The 18,151-nt window shown below is 35.6% G+C and carries 27 protein-coding genes; 22 read left to right on the plus strand and 5 right to left on the minus strand.

Annotation, left to right across the window (positions count from 1 at the left end; genetic code table 11):
• Window positions 1-159: 159 nt before the first annotated feature.
• From ACXIUD_RS17400 to ACXIUD_RS17450, 11 genes are all read left to right on the plus strand, one after another.
• The gene (locus tag ACXIUD_RS17400; RefSeq protein ID WP_458053924.1) at window positions 160-816 is read left to right on the plus strand and encodes a hypothetical protein; all 657 of its coding nucleotides are present in this window, start codon (window positions 160-162) and stop codon (window positions 814-816) included.
• A complete protein-coding gene (rhuM, locus tag ACXIUD_RS17405; protein WP_458053925.1) occupies window positions 813-1,781 on the plus strand; it encodes a RhuM family protein in 969 nt (322 codons plus the stop codon). The genes ACXIUD_RS17400 and rhuM (ACXIUD_RS17405) overlap by 4 nt, the downstream gene beginning before the upstream one ends.
• Before the next feature lie 169 nt (window positions 1,782-1,950).
• Window positions 1,951-3,264: a hypothetical protein gene (locus ACXIUD_RS17410; RefSeq protein ID WP_458053926.1), complete on the plus strand. Its 1,314-nt coding sequence runs from the start codon at window positions 1,951-1,953 to the stop codon at window positions 3,262-3,264.
• A gap of 340 nt (window positions 3,265-3,604) precedes the next feature.
• Window positions 3,605-3,895: a helix-turn-helix domain-containing protein gene (locus ACXIUD_RS17415; RefSeq protein WP_458053927.1), complete on the plus strand. Its 291-nt coding sequence runs from the start codon at window positions 3,605-3,607 to the stop codon at window positions 3,893-3,895.
• Entirely contained in the window at window positions 3,892-4,092 is a 201-nt protein-coding gene (locus ACXIUD_RS17420) for a hypothetical protein (RefSeq protein ID WP_458053928.1), read from the plus strand. The genes ACXIUD_RS17415 and ACXIUD_RS17420 overlap by 4 nt, the downstream gene beginning before the upstream one ends.
• Window positions 4,082-5,053, plus strand: coding sequence for a DNA adenine methylase (locus ACXIUD_RS17425; RefSeq protein WP_458053929.1), 972 nt, complete (start codon window positions 4,082-4,084; stop codon window positions 5,051-5,053). The genes ACXIUD_RS17420 and ACXIUD_RS17425 overlap by 11 nt, the downstream gene beginning before the upstream one ends.
• Window positions 5,054-5,833: a DpnI domain-containing protein gene (locus tag ACXIUD_RS17430; protein ID WP_458053930.1), complete on the plus strand. Its 780-nt coding sequence runs from the start codon at window positions 5,054-5,056 to the stop codon at window positions 5,831-5,833.
• On the plus strand, window positions 5,820-5,990 hold the full coding sequence (locus ACXIUD_RS17435; protein WP_458053931.1) for a DpnD/PcfM family protein: 171 nt from the start codon (window positions 5,820-5,822) through the stop codon (window positions 5,988-5,990). Before ACXIUD_RS17430 ends, ACXIUD_RS17435 begins: the two co-directional genes overlap by 14 nt.
• A 2-nt stretch (window positions 5,991-5,992) precedes the next feature.
• The gene (locus ACXIUD_RS17440) at window positions 5,993-7,000 is read left to right on the plus strand and encodes a virulence RhuM family protein (RefSeq protein ID WP_458053932.1); all 1,008 of its coding nucleotides are present in this window, start codon (window positions 5,993-5,995) and stop codon (window positions 6,998-7,000) included.
• 4 nt (window positions 7,001-7,004) lie between these two features.
• Window positions 7,005-7,388, plus strand: coding sequence for a hypothetical protein (locus tag ACXIUD_RS17445; RefSeq protein ID WP_458053933.1), 384 nt, complete (start codon window positions 7,005-7,007; stop codon window positions 7,386-7,388).
• A 601-nt stretch (window positions 7,389-7,989) separates the two neighbouring features.
• Complete coding sequence (locus ACXIUD_RS17450) at window positions 7,990-8,220, plus strand: protein NO VEIN domain-containing protein (RefSeq protein ID WP_458054010.1); 231 nt, start codon at window positions 7,990-7,992, stop codon at window positions 8,218-8,220.
• Between the two features lie 258 nt (window positions 8,221-8,478).
• Here the strand turns inward: ACXIUD_RS17450 and ACXIUD_RS17455 are convergent, their stop codons facing one another.
• The 3 genes from ACXIUD_RS17455 to ACXIUD_RS17465 are packed head-to-tail and all read right to left on the minus strand — an operon-like array spanning window position 8,479 to window position 10,239.
• Window positions 8,479-8,946, minus strand: a complete 468-nt coding sequence (locus ACXIUD_RS17455; RefSeq protein ID WP_458054011.1) for a transposase — start codon at window positions 8,944-8,946, stop codon at window positions 8,479-8,481.
• A 22-nt stretch (window positions 8,947-8,968) separates the two neighbouring features.
• Window positions 8,969-9,799: a transposase gene (locus tag ACXIUD_RS17460; RefSeq protein WP_458054012.1), complete on the minus strand. Its 831-nt coding sequence runs from the start codon at window positions 9,797-9,799 to the stop codon at window positions 8,969-8,971.
• Window positions 9,796-10,239, minus strand: coding sequence for a transposase (locus ACXIUD_RS17465; RefSeq protein ID WP_458053934.1), 444 nt, complete (start codon window positions 10,237-10,239; stop codon window positions 9,796-9,798). The genes ACXIUD_RS17460 and ACXIUD_RS17465 overlap by 4 nt, the downstream gene beginning before the upstream one ends.
• Before the next feature lie 197 nt (window positions 10,240-10,436).
• Between ACXIUD_RS17465 and ACXIUD_RS17470 the strand changes: the two genes are divergently transcribed.
• From ACXIUD_RS17470 to ACXIUD_RS17515, 10 genes are all read left to right on the plus strand, one after another.
• Window positions 10,437-11,765 (plus strand): ATP-binding protein, encoded by a 1,329-nt coding sequence (locus ACXIUD_RS17470; RefSeq protein ID WP_458053935.1) that lies wholly within the window; start codon window positions 10,437-10,439, stop codon window positions 11,763-11,765.
• A gap of 250 nt (window positions 11,766-12,015) precedes the next feature.
• A complete protein-coding gene (locus ACXIUD_RS17475) occupies window positions 12,016-12,348 on the plus strand; it encodes a hypothetical protein (protein ID WP_458053936.1) in 333 nt (110 codons plus the stop codon).
• 35 nt (window positions 12,349-12,383) lie between these two features.
• Window positions 12,384-12,800, plus strand: coding sequence for a RhuM family protein (rhuM, locus tag ACXIUD_RS17480; RefSeq protein WP_458053937.1), 417 nt, complete (start codon window positions 12,384-12,386; stop codon window positions 12,798-12,800).
• Between the two features lie 365 nt (window positions 12,801-13,165).
• Complete coding sequence (locus tag ACXIUD_RS17485) at window positions 13,166-13,393, plus strand: Fic family protein (protein WP_458053938.1); 228 nt, start codon at window positions 13,166-13,168, stop codon at window positions 13,391-13,393.
• Window positions 13,394-13,509: 116 nt separating this feature from the next.
• Entirely contained in the window at window positions 13,510-14,061 is a 552-nt protein-coding gene (locus ACXIUD_RS17490) for a DUF6557 family protein (protein WP_458053939.1), read from the plus strand.
• A 79-nt stretch (window positions 14,062-14,140) separates the two neighbouring features.
• Entirely contained in the window at window positions 14,141-14,617 is a 477-nt protein-coding gene (locus ACXIUD_RS17495) for a hypothetical protein (protein ID WP_458053940.1), read from the plus strand.
• A gap of 88 nt (window positions 14,618-14,705) precedes the next feature.
• Complete coding sequence (locus ACXIUD_RS17500; protein ID WP_458053941.1) at window positions 14,706-15,269, plus strand: GNAT family N-acetyltransferase; 564 nt, start codon at window positions 14,706-14,708, stop codon at window positions 15,267-15,269.
• Between the two features lie 152 nt (window positions 15,270-15,421).
• Window positions 15,422-16,336, plus strand: a complete 915-nt coding sequence (locus ACXIUD_RS17505) for an energy transducer TonB (protein ID WP_458053942.1) — start codon at window positions 15,422-15,424, stop codon at window positions 16,334-16,336.
• A gap of 103 nt (window positions 16,337-16,439) precedes the next feature.
• Window positions 16,440-16,574, plus strand: a complete 135-nt coding sequence (locus ACXIUD_RS17510) for a hypothetical protein (RefSeq protein ID WP_458053943.1) — start codon at window positions 16,440-16,442, stop codon at window positions 16,572-16,574.
• 69 nt (window positions 16,575-16,643) lie between these two features.
• A complete protein-coding gene (locus ACXIUD_RS17515) occupies window positions 16,644-16,868 on the plus strand; it encodes a nuclear transport factor 2 family protein (RefSeq protein WP_458053944.1) in 225 nt (74 codons plus the stop codon).
• 20 nt (window positions 16,869-16,888) lie between these two features.
• Here ACXIUD_RS17515 and ACXIUD_RS17520 read toward each other — a convergent pair whose 3' ends face one another.
• Window positions 16,889-17,194, minus strand: a complete 306-nt coding sequence (locus tag ACXIUD_RS17520; protein ID WP_458053945.1) for a type II toxin-antitoxin system PemK/MazF family toxin — start codon at window positions 17,192-17,194, stop codon at window positions 16,889-16,891.
• A gap of 14 nt (window positions 17,195-17,208) precedes the next feature.
• Window positions 17,209-17,448: an AbrB/MazE/SpoVT family DNA-binding domain-containing protein gene (locus tag ACXIUD_RS17525; RefSeq protein WP_458053946.1), complete on the minus strand. Its 240-nt coding sequence runs from the start codon at window positions 17,446-17,448 to the stop codon at window positions 17,209-17,211.
• Between the two features lie 198 nt (window positions 17,449-17,646).
• Between ACXIUD_RS17525 and ACXIUD_RS17530 the strand changes: the two genes are divergently transcribed.
• Window positions 17,647-18,027, plus strand: a complete 381-nt coding sequence (locus tag ACXIUD_RS17530; RefSeq protein WP_458053947.1) for an HYC_CC_PP family protein — start codon at window positions 17,647-17,649, stop codon at window positions 18,025-18,027.
• The last annotated feature ends 124 nt before the right edge of the window (window positions 18,028-18,151 follow it).

Genomic DNA, 18,151 nt, shown 5'->3' on the forward strand with positions numbered 1-18,151 from the left:
AATAATCAGCCACTAACATCACCTTGGAAGACAGCGGGCGGTTCCGAGTAAATAGAAAGTTCAGTATCTTTAAGAAGTTCAGAGTAGATTGGAAGGGAACGTTTCTAATTGCCCGCCGTCTCCAAGCTGAATCACGTTATGGGCAATTCTAAGAACCAAATGAAGTATCCTGCATTTAAAGCACAAATTTTTATACCATCAAAAGGAATCAATTGGAGGATCAATTCATCTAGGTTAATGTATGGAGGTTTTATTTTGCTAATAACAATTGGTTTTATTGCTAGTCAGTTAAGTTTAAGTTTATCCATAGATTTTTTAATTCGAGCCCTACTTTTTTCATTATTGGGATTGATTCTCTATGCAAGCTATTGGGGTGCTAATGAAAATGAAAAGAAATTCGGAAAGTTAGAAGGTGAAGTGAGAATCAGTTTAGATTCGATAGATTTAAATAATACTAAATACTTCTGGAGTCAAATAGATCAAGTAAAATTTTGTGTTTTTGCAATACTTGGTGAAAAGTTGTGGCCTGATACTTATCCAATTGCTAGATATTACGGAGGTCCAGCTTATTCTCAAGGAGTAGATAGTTTCATAGAATTCAAATTTGATGGCGATAAAGTTAAAGTCTTTTTCCAATTAGAAAGTCCTTCACAGAAAGTTGAGCTAAGTAGAATGATACGGTTACTATTTTTTAATGACCGAATTGATCTCTCTACTACCTACCTAGGATTAAACTTGGAATATAAAGAGATTCAAGAACTCAAAAAGGCCAAAATTAAGTATCTTGAAAACCAGCAATCAAAGTATAGTTCATGAAGCAAACAGGTGAAATAGTAATTTATCAGTCAGGGCAAGACGCACCTACTATTCAGGTGCTTTTTGAAAATGACACCCTTTGGTTGGATCAATATCAGATTTCTGAATTGTTTGGTACAGATCGGACATCAATAGTCAGGCATATCCGAAATATTTACAAAACTTCTGAATTGGATGAAAAGACAACTTGTGCAAAAATTACACAAGTTCAACAGGAAGGAGAAAGAACGGTAAAGCGACAGATAAAAATCTATAATTTGGATCTGATTATTTCTGTGGGTTATCGAGTTAATTCCAAACAGGGTACAGCCTTTAGAATTTGGGCCAACAAGATCATCAAAGATCATTTGGTGAAAGGCTATACGATAAACGAAAAGAGGTTACTGGAGCTTCAAAAAACAATTAAACTGGTTAATAGAACAATCCAAAGTCTTGGTTCAGACGATCAGACTAAAGGTATATTTGAAGTTTTATCCGAATTTTCCACTGCTTTGGATATTTTGGATGATTATGACCATCAAAGACTAGGCATATCGGATACCCCCATAGTAGCAACTTTTAGAATATCCTACAAGGAAGCAAAACATGCTGTGGATGAATTAAAGAAAAGATTCGGTGGGTCAAGTCTTTTTGGAAATGAAAAAGATCAATCTTTTAGGGGTTCGATTTCAGCCATAGACCAAACATTCGATGGAAAAGAACTATACCGAAGTTTAGAAGAAAAAGCTGCTCACCTTTTATATTTTGTTGTCAAAAACCATTCATTTTCAGATGGAAACAAAAGAATTGCAGCCTGGCTATTCATTTGGTATTTGGAAAAGAACAAAAGTTTGTATTATCCAGATGGTACTAAAAGAATCAGTGAAAACGCATTGGTCGCTTTGACTTTGTTAATTGCTGAAAGTAAACCTGAAGAAAAGGAAATGATGATTAATGTAGTTGTAAATCTTATAAACAGATCATAGAAATAAGAAAAGCCCATAACATCACCTTGGATACAGCGGGCGGTTCAGAGTAAATAGAAAGATTAGTATCTTTAAGAAGCTTAGAGTAGGTTGGAAGAGAACGTTTCCAAATGCCCGCCGTCTCCAAGCTGAATCACGTTACAGGCAAGCTTAAAGAGACGACACTGCAATGAAAGAGAGAATTGAAAATATCGTTTATGACTTTTTTGTAGCCTCTTCGGACTTCAACGGAATCCCTTTGCGTAATATTTCTGAAAAATTAAACATTGACTATGAAAATTCAATTGATATTATTAAGGAATTAGTTAGGGACAGAATTGTTTCAATTCAATCAAGCACTAATCCACATATTATTGGTTTTCAACATTATCCAATCGACAGTCAAATTCATATTTTAGAAGAAGCAAAGAAGATAAAAGAAGTTGTTCATTCATTTGGGGAAATTACAATTTCATCTGAGGATACCGAATATCCTATTTGCCTTTACCCTAGCAAAAGTTACCTTCAAAAAAAACGAAATTTAGCCGAATTTGGCAATGCACTTTACACAAAACAACTTGCACTTGCGGAGCCACACTTAACACCAATTTTCTTTGAAATTGAGGTTTTAGATAGATATTTCAATGACCCAAGGTTTGATTTCAAGTTTGAAGATTATTCAGGTCAAATTTCTTGCTTATATGACGAAAAAGAAAATCCAATTGTAAGAGAAGAAGACCAAATATTTTTAAAAACCTTCGGATTAGGTTTTGATGAAAATGGTGATAGGTTAGCGGTCGTTTATTTAAGATATTTAAAAGATTTAACACCTGAACATCAAATTTATTGGAAAAGCAGACAGAAAACAGGGAACTGTAAAATGCTTGAAGAGTATCATCAAAATACGATTCAAGGTAACTGGACTTTTTCATATTCTATCTTTTCTGGATTTATTGGAGAGCAAAAATGTATTAATGACTTGACTGAATTAATCTTTACAAAGCCTTTATTTAGAAAGTCCTTTGAAAAAGAAAACAGACCAAAAGAATTTACGTTTTTCTTTACACCAACATTAAAAAACTATAATGATTTCATCTTGTTACTTGACAAAATGATTTCCGAAAATATAAATAAAGACTTTTTTGAAGGTAAAGTTGATTTCTTTGAATTTAAAGAATTAGAAAACGGATTAGTTGAAAGACAATCAAAAGGAACTCTTCAATTATTTGAAGAATGGCTGACTTCTGTTTTTAATGTAAAAGGTGATGGAACAGTAAGTGAACTTTTTAAGCCTCTTAGAAAAATAAGAAAGGAAAGACAAAGTCCGGCACATAGAATTAATGAAAACCAATACGACAGACAACTTATTGAGAAACAGAAAATAATTATGGACGACATTTATTCAGTATTTAGAAATTTAAGAAATATATTTCATCAACATCCAAAAGCAAGAGATTTTGAAATACCTGACTGGCTAGAAAATGGAAAAATCAAGACATTCTAAAATAAAGCCAGCCTGTAACAGCGTGTATAAGAAATAGCGGGTTCAGTGCTAAATCGAAGGTCAGTGCTTTTAATGAAAGACAGTGCCAAACCGAAAGTGAAGTGCTCTTTAATCCGCTACTTCTCATACACGCAAAACGTTATGCCTCATTGAAAAAGGACAGCCAACCGCACAAATGGCACATTTGGTTTTTACCGACACACAGCCTAATGCTAAAAAACCAAAAGAGCCATTTTTAGACAACGCACCAAGACTATGAATAATTAAAAGACAATAAAGTGACATCAAAACAAATATCTTTCTTAAATTTGACACAACTTGACAAATCAAAATTTGTACAATGAACTCACTTGGAGAAAAAATAAGAACATTACGTGAATCTAAAGGCATACTGCTTAGACAGGTTGCTGCATATTTAGAAATCGACACCGCTTTGATTAGCAAAATAGAAAGAGGCGAAAGACGACTAACAAGAGGTCAAGTAATCAAACTTGCAAATTATTACAATGTAACAGACGAAGAGTTGCTTACTCTTTGGCTTAGTGACAAAGTTCTGGATATAATCGACAGCGATCCATTCGCAATGCAAGGATTAAACAAAGCAAAAACCATATTAAAGACAATGTTATGAACATAACCAATAAATATTTTATCAGAACAAAAGGAAAAGCTGAATTCAAAACATATCATTTGATTAATGCAGAGACATTTGATATGCTTGAAAATTACTTTAGTTCGGAAAAAGAAGCTAAAAAATATGCAGTTAAGAACTCAATAGAAATTGTTGAGTTTGTTGAAACCTTTGAAAATGAAACGAATGAAAAATAATTTAGATAAATCAGCAAAGCCATTTTTAAAATGGGCAGGCGGAAAAACACAACTCATAACAGAGATTGAAAAGTCATTGCCGTATGAAATTACAAATAAAAATTTCACATACATTGAACCCTTTGTTGGAAGTGGTGCCGTTTTATTTTGGATGCTAAACAACTTTCCAAAATTGGAAAAAGCTGTTATTAATGACATAAATGAGGATTTAATAAACACCTACAGAATCATAGCTTCAAAACCAAAAGAATTGATTGCAATTCTCCAACAATTACAAAATGAATTTCATTCTTTGGAAAACAAACCCGAAGAAAAAAAAGAGTACTATTACCAAAAAAGAGAATTGTACAATACAAGAAAAGAAGAACAAAGCGGACAAGCCGCTTTGTTTATTTTTCTCAATCGTACTTGTTTTAACGGTTTGTATCGTGTAAATAAAAATAACGGATATAACGTGCCAATGGGAAGTTATAAAAAACCAACCATTTGTGATGATAAAAACATCTTAGCAGTTAGCAATGCTTTGCAAAAAGTTGAAATTCTTTGTGGCGACTACGAAAAGACATTAAATGAGGCAACTACAAATTCATTCTTCTATTTCGATCCACCTTATAAACCTTTGAGCAATACATCAAGCTTCAACTCTTATGCAAAAGATGAATTCAATGATGAAGAACAAATTCGTCTACGAAATTTCTGCTCAAAATTGGCAAAATTGGGGCATAAATGGATGCTAAGTAATTCTGATGTAAAAGGTAAAGACACTAATGATAACTTCTTTGACGAGATATATTCAGAGTTTTCAATTTCGAGAGTGAAAGCAAGAAGAAGTATCAATGCAAACCCTGAAATTCATTATTGGGGCGTTTCCCTATCGGGGCGGGCTTTCCGTTGCAATCTTTTGTTCGTTCCTCACAGAAGGATTTTCACTTCAATCCCTAACGCAAAATTCGCTGCATAAATGAATTTGAGTTTCAACACAAAACTTGCGGAAGGATATTCAAGTAACTCACAAATTGCAAGAGTTCTAACCGAAAATTGGGTGAAAGAAAATTCGTATTGCCCTTGTTGTGGGGAAGTTCCATTAAATGAATTTGAAAACAATCGACCTGTAGCAGATTTCTATTGTAAAAAATGTGCTGAAGAATTTGAATTGAAAAGTAAAAACGGAAAATTTTCAACAACAATTAATGACGGAGCTTATTCAACAATGATTGAACGAATAAACTCAAATCAGAATCCAAACTTTTTCTTTTTAACTTATTCGAAGAATTGGTCAGTTGAAAACTTTTTAATTATTCCAAAACAATTTTTTACACCTGAAATCATTGTAAAACGAAAACCACTTTCTGCATCAGCAAAACGTGCAGGTTGGATTGGATGTAATATTGATATTTCAAATGTTGCAGAAGCCGGCAAAGTCTTTCTGGTAAAAAACACTAAGATTATAGATAGAAAAGTAGTTGAAAATTCATTCAATCAAACATTGTTTTTAAGAGAAAAATCAAGCGATTCAAAAGGTTGGATTTTAGATATAATGCTTTGTGTTGATGCAATCAAAAAGAATGATTTTACTTTGGACGAAATCTACCGGTTTGAAAATAAATTAAAACTAAAATATCCCAATAACAATTTCATTAAAGACAAAATCAGACAGCAACTTCAAGTACTGAGAGACAAAGGAATTATCGAGTTTGTTGGTCGAGGAAATTATAAAAAAGTAAAATATGGAAACATTTAAAATTGAAGTAAAAGAAACGCTTTCAAGGATTATTGAAATTGAAGCCAATTCAAATGAAGAAGCCCTTTTAAAAATTGAAGATTTGTACAAAAATCAAGAAATTGTTCTAGATGCCGATGATTTTATTGAAACCGAATTTCTAAAAATTCAAGAATAATTATGTCAGACCTAGTTCCCCATAACTCTGATTTTATTTTATATACTTCACAAGATGGTGAAGTACGAGTTGATGTTTTTGTTCATAACGAATCAGTCTGGCTTACTCAAAAAGCAATGCAAGATTTATTTGATAGGTCAAAATCAACTGTAAGTGAACATATTAGCAATGTTTTTAAGGAAGGAGAATTGGACGAAAATCAAGTTGTTCGGAAATTCCGAACAACTGCCGATGATGGAAAAGATTATGAGGTTTCTTACTATAATCTTGATGTTATAATTTCTGTTGGTTACAGAATCAAATCTCAGAGAGGTACCCAATTTCGAATTTGGGCAACTAAAACACTCAAAGAATTTATTATCAAAGGATTTGTATTAGATGACAAACGATTGAAGCAAGGAGGTCAAGTTTTTGGCAAGGATTATTTTGAGGAATTACTCGAAAGAATTCGGGAAATCCGAGCTTCTGAAAGACGTTTTTATCAAAAAATTACTGATATCTATGCTGAATGCAGTATTGATTATGATGCAAATTCTGAAACAACTCAAAATTTTTACAAAACAGTTCAAAATAAACTTCATTGGGCAATTACAGGAAATACAGCTGCTGAAATCATTGAAAGTAGAGCAAATGCTAACAATCCTAATATGGGCTTAACTACTTGGAAAAATTCGCCAGATGGAAAAATTCTAAAGTCAGATATAAACATTGCAAAAAACTATTTATCGGAAAAGGAAATAAGCGAATTGAACAGACTTGTAGAACTTTATTTGAATTTTGCTGAATTACAAGCAGAAAGAAATATTCCAATGAAAATGAATGAATGGGTTGAAGCATTGGATTCATTTTTAAAAATAAACCGTTACGATTTATTAAATAATCCTGGTAAAATATCTCACGAGATGGCAATTAAAAAAGCGGAATCAGAATATTCAAAGTTCAGAATAATTCAAGACCAAAAGTTTATTTCTGATTTTGACAATCAAATTAAAAAAGTAAGAAAAAAATAAGAAAATGAACAATAACCAAACTTGCTCTCATCAAGGAGTTGCCCCAATAAACTTAAAAGATTGTTTACATTTGGAAGTTTCGGAAGAAATATGTCCGGTTTGTGCTTATGAAATCGGCTTTCTTGAAGGATGCAGTAAAAAATGGAATAATTTTGAAGAATATATTTCTTCAGAACTTCAAAAAACAAAATGTAGTATTGGTACTGAATTCAGTAAATCAAAATTTGAAATAATAGAAAATAATAAAAGTGAGTTTGTAGAAGGAATTTGCATTGCATGTGCATTTAAACTTGGTTTTGAAGCTGCAAATAATTATTTTGAACTAGACCAAATTCAATTGGAAAGAGTTGAAACACCTAAAACGATTCCAGTAAAAATTCTTGGTTGATAAAATGAAACCAGAATAATATGGCGTTTCGCCCATTTCACTTTTAGCAGAGTTACATCATAGCCAAGCAGGTAGTGGAAGACATCGTTGTCCAACTTGTGCATATGAGCAAGGTTTTAATTTAGGGAGCAGTGGTAATTGGCATAGCTATGACGAATATTGTAACTCTTTAGAGGATTCAGAAATTTGTCAAATTGGGTCAATTGCTCCTTCTCATATTCTATCTAACCTTGGCGACAATCAAGGAGGAACTGGAAGACACAAGTGCACAAACTGTGCGTTTAAGCAAGGTTTTGAAGTTGGTGTTTTAGAAAATAGTATTCAAGGCATTACTATTGAGGTTGTTTCTGCTCCTAATCCTAAAGAAAACCAAGTCAATTCAATTATTACCCCTTCAAAGATAGATTTCATTGAAAAAGAAATTAGAAATAAACATCTTGGGTTGCTTGGTGAATTATTTATTCTTAAGAGTGAGATTGAATTTTTAAAATCAAATGGTAAAGCTGATTTAGCTGACAAGATTCAACACGTTTCAGTTGAGATTGGAGATGGTTTGGGGTTTGATATTTTGTCATACGATCTTTTGTGAAACGAAAAAAAAATCGAGGTTAAAACAACAAGAAGTGACATTTCTCGACCGTTCTATTTAACAAGAAACGAATTAGAAGTTTCATCTAAAAACCCTGAAAATTATTTTTTATATCGCCTATTTGACTTTGATTCAAATTTAAATAGAGGGAAGTGTTATGTAATTGCTGGCGACTTGACTAATTCTTTAACATTAGACGCTTTAGTATTTATTGCCTATCCAAAACCAAACAAAAGTAATTAATGCCAACGCTTCGTAGAGTCATACACATTTGCAAGCCATAACAAGCCAAGGTCAATCCAAAGCTTGTAAAAGAGTATGCCTACCCAATCGCACCACAGACAGACCAACAGACGACCGAGAAGAACAACGAAGGCATAACAGGCGTTTGGCTCAATGGCGGGTGAAGTGGTTAATTGAACATTCTACCTCGCATCAACTTTTGTGGTGTATTGACAGTTTTGTGCTTCGAAATCCGCCACTGCGCCAAGCGCCACAACGTCAGGCTGTGAAAAAACTTTCAGTTTTTTGAAAAAAGTGCTTTTCTGAGGCGTATAGGGGTTTCACATGAACCAACTCCTGAACCTCGGTCAATCTTTCCTTTAGGTGATTAGTTTTTATTTTTAGGTTGTTATTGTTCAATAAGGCTTTGAATAGGCTAAAAAGGCTTGATTTGATAACAAAAGAAACCCTTTCGAAGTCGGGTTTCCAGTTTTGGATTATCAGGAGGAGATCAGGTACTCCGAGGATGTTGATAGTCCGTTTGAGGTTATAGACGGTCATGATGTGTGCAAACTCACCATTTACTTTTTCCAATCCCCGTAGGTCGGTAAAATTAAATCCCCATTTCCTTTTGGCAGTTCCGAAGATGTGTTCGATGATCATCTGGCGCCTTTTGTAGAGCTCTTTGTTTTCTTGTAGGTTTTTGAGGTTTGCTTCTACGGCCTCTGCATATTCGCTTCTTTCTATTTACTCATGTTAGTAAATTTTTTTAATGGCATTCGTGATTCGCTTCGCTTAATTCTCTACCACCGTCCTTTCTTCCAGTACAGAGGTGTTTTACAGGGCATGTTTTACAATCAGATGTTCTATATTTTTTGTATAAGTGGCTGTCCCTTTCTCTGGTTTTTTTATGCACTGTTCCTGTTGTTGTCAGTGTTTTACCCTCAGGGCATGTGTAGGAGTCATTAGCTGGATTGTAGGTGAATTTTGTAACGAGATAGTTTTCTGTGGTTCCGAATTTATTGGAGTTGACGATTTCGTTGGGAGCTACGATGGTATGGATTCCCTTGTTCTGGCAATTTTGTAACTCTCTTCCGTTGTGGTATCCTTTGTCGGCTAATACAGTAAATCCATCAGAGGAGAGGTTTTCTTTAGCTTCGGAAGCGATGTCATGGAGTGCATTCCGATCATTTCGGTTGATGACGTGGGTAGCTACCACAAGATTATGTTTGTCATCTACAGCAGCCTGAACGTTGTAAGCCACCTCGACTACCTGTCCCTGGACGAGCAAAGCTTTGGAATCAAGGTCGGTGGTGCTGATTTGTGTTTCACCGCTTTGGCTGAGTTTTTCCTGAAGGAGCTCGTAATTGATTTTACTGTTTTTGAAGTATTGGATTTTTTGTTCGATGAGTTGTATGCTTTGCTGGGAAAGTTCGAGGCTATCGGCTTGGTCGAGTTGTTGGAGGTATTCTTCGAGTTTCTGTTCGATGTAGCTGAGGTGTCTATCTATTTTATTTTGGCTGTAGTTGTTTTTCTTGCTATTGGAAGCTCTGAATTTGCTACCATCGACAGCAATGGTTTTTCCGCCGATGAGACCTATATCATGAAGGAAGACGGTGTAAAGTTTAAAGCAGTTTTTGAGAGCTTTTGGGTTGTTTTTCCGAAAGCCTGTACTGAGCTTGTCGAAGTATCGGCGATGGAGTGGTAGTTTGGGGTAAGACCATTGATGAGCCATCTGACTTCAATGTTTCGCAGACATTCTTTTTCAAGTCTTCTGCTGCTGCGGATCCCATTGAAATATCCATAGAAGTAGATTTTGAGAAAGACTTGGAGCTCAAAAGAAGGCCTACCGTCGAGATGAGGGTTGGGTTGTTTGGGTTCCTGTTCGGGTTTGTCGGGTTTAGCGACGAAGCCGAGTAAGTCCAAGTCGAGTTTATTGATAAAGGAATCGATTACTCTGACGGGATTGTCCTTGGGTATGGCATCTTCCAAACTGGAGAAGGTCATTTGAAACCGGTCTATTCCTTGGATGTGGTTCATAGAAATAAGTTTGTAATCAACCAACTAACTATCACTAAAATTACTAATTTTAGATGAAAACCAGAACCGTTGAACTAAGAAAGAGGAGAGACTTTTTTCACGGTCTGACGTTATCGCTCAGTGTAGAAAAACCAACCATCAGAAAGATATTCAGGGAAAGATTAAATTTGTAGTGTAAAAATTATCAATAACTGCTAGTGACATCAGAATCGCAAAATATTGAGTTCAAAGTATCCTGGAGAGACGAATACCTAAAATGGATTTGTGGTTTTGCCAATGCGAATGGAGGTAAACTGTATATTGGTATTGACGATAAAGGCAAGGTTACTGGTGTTGAAAACCATAAAAAACTATTGGAAGATTTGCCCAATAAGTTTCGGGATATTCTGGGCGTGTATGCAGAAGTGAACCTTCAAGAAGAAATGGACAATTACTATCTTGAAATTATTGTTCCACGGTATGATGTGCCGATTTCTGTAAGAGGTAAATATTATGTGCGTACCGGAAGCACTCTTCAGGAAATAACTGGATTGGCTTTGAACGAATTTATTTTAAGAAGAACAGGAAAGACATGGGATGATATTCCTGAACAAAGGGCTTCCCTCAGTGACATTGATGAATCGAGCATTAAGCAATTTTTGAAAGATTCAAAGATCGTTAAACGAATAAATGTTGAAGACGATATCAGCATATCTAACTTGCTTGATAAATTGCGTTTGCTTGAAAATGGACATTTGAAAAGAGCAGCCATTGTCTTATTTGGAAAAGAGCCTGGGAAATTCTACCCGAACATGGCGGTTAAGATCGGTAAATTCGGGGAAACGGATGCCGACCTGAAATTTCATGAGGTAATAGAAGGTAATCTGATACAACTCAAAGACAGGATAGGAGAAATGCTTAACGCCAAGTTCTTCATTCACCCGATTGACTTTATGGGAATGCAAAGAGTGGAACTGGATGAATATCCAGTTGCTGCTGTCCGAGAGATGCTCTTCAATGCTTTAGTGCATCGGAACTATATGGGAGCACCCATACAAATTCGATTGTATGAGGATAATTTCAGTGTTTGGAATGATGGCGGTTTGCCAGAAGGAATTTCCGAAGAAGATTTAAAGAAAGTACACCGATCGAAACCCAGAAACCCATTGCTTGCAGATGTTTGTTTCAAAGCAGGCTATATTGACTCTTGGGGAAGGGGAACAATCAAAATCATTGAAGCTTGTAAAAATGCAGGGTTGCCTGAACCCGTTTTAAAAGAAGAACAAGGAGGATTCCTTAGCATGATATTCAAAGACCGATTTACCGAAGAGCAGTTGAAGAAGGCCGGACTAACTGTAAGACAGATTGAAGTGATCCTGTACACTAAAAAATATGGAGAAATTACTAATTCGAAGTATCAGGAGATAGCTGATGTTTCAAAAGCAACGGCTACGAGAGACATTAAGGAGTTAGAAAACAAGGGGTTATTAAAAAATATTGGGACAAAGGGATCGAGTGCAATTTACAAACTAGGAGTTGGCTCATAGTTGGCTCAGTTGGCTCACAATGGACTCAAGGTTGGCTCAAAGGATAAAACAAATGGAAGAATCAAATGAGCAGAAAAGAACACCGAGGCGATAACATCACCTTGGATACAGCGGGCGGTTCCGAGTAAATAGAAAGTTTAGTATCTTTAAGAAGCTTGGAGTAGGTTGGAAGGGAACGTTTCCAAATGCCTGCCTGGCGGCAGACAGGCCCGCCGTCTCCAAGCTGAATCACGTTGGACTCAATTCTAAAATGGCAAAGCAGAACCCATGGATATTTGGAATATTAGGTATAGGAATTTTTCTTTACCTCGCATGGAATAATTTTGAAATTCCTTTTGCTCCATGGACGAAAACGGCAGAGACAAAAGCTGAAATCAAAGATAATGCACTTGGGTATGGACCTAAAGGAATGGGATTTACTCAAATTATAACGATATCCTATCTGGTTGACGATTCGGTTTATGTTCAGAAGAAAAAACTTTCTCTGAGAATCGATAAAAAGGAAATTGGATCAAAGGTTTTAATTGAATATGCTGTTAGAGATCCAGGTAATTTTGAAATCAAAGGTTTTTTGAAACAATGAACTAATATTTTTATCAAAAAACTTTAACTTCCAATATGGAAACAGGTGAATTCATTTCTGAAATAGTAGTTTTCAAACCTTCCCAAGGGAATAATGAATTTGAAATCATATTGGATGGGGAGCATGATACAGTGTGGGTTACCGAACAGCAGCTTGTTGAGTTATTTGGCAAAGCTAGGAGAACGATTGGTGAGCACATCCGAAATATTTATAAAGAGGGAGAATTGGAAAAAGAGTCAACTTGGCGGAATTTCCGCCAAGTTCAAAAAGAAGGAGAAAGAAAAGTAAAAAGGGCAGTTTCAGCTTATAATTTGGATGTAGTGATCTCGGTTAGATACCGGGTAAAATCACCTGTTGGGATTGAATTTAGAAAATGGGCAACCCAAAGACTCAAAGATTACTTAGTGCAGGGTAATGCCATCACCAGCGAATTATTGAGCAAACAAGGTTAAAAAATAATTCAGCTAGAAAACCAACTTGATATTTTAAGGGAAAGAACATTTGAGTCACAAAGAGTATTGACTGATGGATTTTTGGATATTATTTCAAAGTATTCCAAATCTTTTGAATTGCTCAATAGGTATGATTCAGAAGATCTTCAGCTCGATAACCTTTCAAAAGAAATAATTTATGTCATCAACTATGATGATGTCAAGAAAGCCATTTACCAATTAAAGAGGGAATTGGTTCAGAAAGGAGAAGCCGGAGAGCTTTTCGGAAACGAGAAAGATGATTCATTCCGGGGAATATTGGGAAGTATCTCCCAAACGGTGTATGGAGAATTGGCATATCCAACCATTGAAGAGCAGGCAGCAAATTGCTATATTCAGTTGTTAAAGGTCATGCTTTCAGCGATGGAAACAAGAGAATTGGATCCTTTCTGTTTGTGTGGTTTTTGGAACAGAACAGTTATCATTTGGATGAAAGAGGAATAAGAAAAATAAATGAAAATACTTTGGTTGCATTGGCATTGGCAGTAGCACAAAGTTTACCTGAGCAAAGGGATTTGATAATTAAACTGATAGTAAACCTAATAAAAAACTGAGTCCACATCACCTTGGATGCAGCCTGCCTTCCGCAGGCAGGCGGGCGGTTCTGAGTAAATAGAAAGTTCAGTATCTTTAAGTAAGATTAAAAATTTGAAAACATACAAGTAGCAAAATGAAATTGAACGACTTAATAAAATCATACAACTGGCTAAGCGTTGAGCTGACTTTGCTTCGACTATATCCTGACCACGAGAAAATGCTTGACGAATACAGAAATGTGTTTGAAAAACTGAAAAATACAGAACCAGAAGAATATGACAAGTTAGAGATAATATTGACAGAATATGACTGCGACCCAAACTTTGAAAGCGACAATGAAACATACGTTGACGTTTCGGGACAGAAAAAAACACCAGACCCAAGCGACATTACAAACGGTTACGCAATAGAGTTTTTAAAGTGGAATAAATGGCTCGGAATGGACTTGGCAATAGAGACAACTAAAAACTTTTCGGACTTAGAAATAATTGCTCATTGCCTTTTCGAAATGACTTTCATTGACTATGACGAAGAAGCAATTCAAGAACAATTAAAATCACATAATGCCAGAGTGGAAGAATATAAGCGGCTAACAGGCGAAGAAAAGAAACAAAAAACAATTTCGCTTGATGAACTTAAGAGGCGATTTGATCAAAAATATAGGCGGCAGCTAAGATCACCTTGAATACAGCCTGTCTAGCGGAAGACAGGCCTGTTGAATCCAAGCTGAACCACGACATACGTCAATAGAAAGCAAAAATTGTATGAAAAAGCAAGTTTTAATCTTGACACTACTCCTGATTTTTAGCTCCTGTTCCCAAGACCTTGAATTAAAAATTCATGCAGGCGAAACCATGAAAGTAGGACAGCCAAATAAGTTGACAATTACTAGAAGTCAATCTGGGAACAATCAAATCAATAACTCTGGTCAGGATGGAATAATTTATTACCTATCTTCATTGGATGATAGTATACAGTTTAAAGAATTGGATAATGACACAACTAAAGCTTGTCAAGGAAAGGTCGTAAATGTTCAATCCAGCGGTAAAATGATGAATACATACGCGAGGACTATTCATTTTGAAGATCATGGTCAAGGAGATATTCTGGCGAAAATAGATTGCTATCCTAAAATGGTAAAATTCAACATGAAAGACAGTTTACTCAGTCTTCTATTAATCATCGAAGACGAAGATCATCCACACGTGCGGGATACAGTATCATTTAATCTTTCTCGGTAAGTCAATTAAATGATTGAAAGAGGGAGAAAAGAAGCAAAAAACCAGTTCGCTTGGAGAATGTAAAAAGCGATACGGTCAAAAGAAACATATGTTAATCAGAAAAGCTACTCCAGAAGATTCAAAGATTATCGCCAAATTGATCCTATTGGCAATGGAAGATATCGTATACCGTTTTATCGGAGAAGAGTCTTACGAAAAAGCCATCGATTTTTTAAATGGTTTAATCCATGAAAAAGGTAACCAATATTCATATGAATATTGCTGGGTAGCGGTAGCTGAAAATGACATTACGGCAGTTGCCCTTGTGTATGATGGTGCTAAATTACAAGAGCTGAGAAAGCCTGTAGCAGAAAGAATTCGAGCACTTTTTCAAAGAGATTTCACTCCGGAAGATGAAACACAGGAAGGTGAATATTACATTGATTGTGTTGGGGTCAATCCCAATCAGCAAGGCAAAGGCATCGGTACTATGGTATTTCAGTTTTTAATCGATGAGTACGTTCACAGAAAAGGACAAACCCTTGGATTGCTAGTCGATAAAGACAATCCTAAAGCTAAACATCTTTACCTGAAATTAGGCTTTGAAGCTGTTGGAGACAAAACATTGGTAGGGAAAGCGATGGAGCATCTTCAATACAGTAATAATCTATAAAAAATCTCTTCTTTTTAGACGTGGAAAAGAGGGAGGTTAGATAAAAACTGTAATTTTATTAGTTGTATGAGGGCCACATGGTAGGAATAATCCCCTTCAAATGTATGAAGTCGCTCGTTATCGTATATTTTCTAATCCTAACATGAGTTTTTATGAAAAAGCATCTAACCTTGTTGTTCATGATAGCTTCCAATTTGATTTTTGGTCAGGAGCTTATTACTGCAAGAGTAGTGGATGCCAAAACAGAAAAGCCTATTGATCAAGTGGTGATTAGTGTCGAAGGAGATTCTTTATTCACCACAACCAATCATCTTGGATATTTTCAGTTGCTGGTAAATCCCGAAGATCACTTATTGATTGAAAAAGAGGGGTACTTAACGAGTAAAATAAAAATACCTTCCGAAAATAAGTTTTTGATCAAAATTGAAAAATCCATACCCTCAAATGCTATAGTAATTTCAAATGAGTATGAAAAAGGAGTAGCATTAGACGGCGTTAAGATTGGTATTTGGGAATATTTTGACAAGCCCGAGGAGCTTTCCCTTATTGTAGATTATGATACTAGCAAAATACTCTATTTTAAGCCTGATACCTCAACTTATGCCATAAAGCACGAACATGAGTATGTAGAGATGAAAGCAGATCGTCCTGCCCGCTACATGGGTAGTATGCATGAAATGTACGGTATTATCCAAAGAAACTTGCTATTCCCTACGATAGCTAGAAAAAAGTCAACCGTTGGAACACTTTATGTTTTATTCGAAGTCGATATTACTGGGCAGGCACAAAATTTTAAAGTATTCAATGATATCGGTGATGGATGTGGAGACGCAGCCATCGAAGCAATCAAGCAAGTACCAAATTTATGGATTCCAGCAATGGTTGATGGGAATGCCTATGATTCGAGATTTGCTATTCCTGTTTCTTTTGGAATTCAATTAGATGGGAAATCAGTAGGTAAACCTAAAAAGACAAGTAAAGAGCCCTTGCCGATTTCCAAAATGTTAACAGCAGTGGAGGTTTTTGCGGTAGGAGTAGTCCAGGAAAAAAAAGAAGTAATGTTCTGATTACTAGTTGAAACGATATTCATTGACTCTTAAGAACCTTCATCGCCAGAACAGTTTCCATCAAGAAGAAGCTCGCAGATGAGTATAAAAGTGTATGCGATGAGTGAAACAGCAAGAAAACCACAACTTTCGAAGAATTGATATCAAGGATTTTAACAAGGAAATGAAAAGAAAAGACATCGCACCAGACTTTCTTGGGTTAGTGGCTTCAGGACAAGTAAAATTAGCCTTTGATTAATACGTTTCGAAAGACTTCAAACACCATAATCCCTATTTCAAAGGTGATGGTGTATCCCTCATGCAAGCTATGGAAGCTGATGCACGAGAGAACCCATTGAAAGTTTTCAAAATCCTACGCGTATTGGAAGATGGAGAACTAGTCGCTGTTCACTCCACCATTCAGCAAAAACCTGATGCAGACATGTTTGTGCTTGCTCATTTTTTTAGGTTTGATGGGAAAAAAATAGCAGAATTATGGGGTGTAGAGCAGGGAGTTCCGAAGGAGATGGAGAATGAGCATGGGATGTTTTAATCAGTGAAAGCTAATTTGGGTTAATCCACAAAAGTTTCTTTGATTACAGCCTTTACTTTCTCAATCGTACTGACTTGTAAAGTTTCTATGTTTTTAATTATTCTTTTCCGATCAATGGTTCGGATTTGATCGAGTGCTATAGAACCAGTAGTTTTTTGATTGAGTAATTGTACCCTTGTGGGATAAGGTTTTAAACTGCTGGTAATAGGTGCTATGACGATTGTTTGCAAAAATTTATTCATTTCATCGGGAGAAATAACTAAACAAGGTCTCGTCTTTTTCATCTCTGAGCCTACAGTTGGGTCAAGATTGACCCATATAATCATGTACTGAGTGATCGTCATTCTTCAATATCCTCATCTTCAAAAACATCATCTATCAAAAGTGAATCATCCCCTTGCTCATGCATTTCTTGGAAAGCAGCTTCCCAACCTTGTCGAGGTTTTGTTTTTGGTTTAAGAATGATTTGTTCATCTTCCAAGATGATTTCAACCCTATCAGTTATTTGATATTTTTCAAGGATGGTTTTTGAGAGCCGTATTCCCTTGGAATTCCCAATATTGATGACTGCTATTTCCATTTCAATACATAAATGTTGCTACAATGTAATTACAAAAAATCAGATTGCAAAAACTTTTAACTTTTTTAATCGTTCTTCATCTCACGCGCATTCGTACAAGGATTTTAATTGCTAAAGTTGTCATGTGTTTTTTTCTTCGGAAAAATCATTACATTAGAATTGTTAAACATTCTTATCTTTGTTACGTTATTAACTTTCGTGAAATCAAGCATCCAAATAGCTCTCCTCCTATTCTATGTGTTTTTCAACGCAGGCTTGAGCTATTCTATGCATTTTTGTGGAGATGACTTTCAGCGGATCAATGTTTTTGCTGAATACAAAACCTGCTGCGAATCTAACACACCCATGCCGGGTTGCTGCGAGGATATCTCAAATTTAGAGTTGCCTAACACTGATCAGCAATTATCCTATTTAGTGGATTTTCAGCCTCTTTTAGTTTATTTTCACAGTATTCATATCCCTTTTGAACTAGCACTTATTCCTGTTTTAGGAGAAGAGAAGACAGCTTTTGCTGATTCTTCCCCACCCATATTTCAATCTACCCCGCTTTATATTTTTTGTCAGGTGTTCCTGATATGATTTTTTACTCTAGTTAGAAAGGGATTGCCACAAAGGCACGAAGGCACAAAGAATAATTAAGATTTCTACTTTATAATCGACTGTTATAAGGACCTATCAGGTTTTACAAAATCTGGGAGGTATA

The sequence above is a fragment of the Mongoliitalea sp. genome (genome assembly GCF_054166905.1).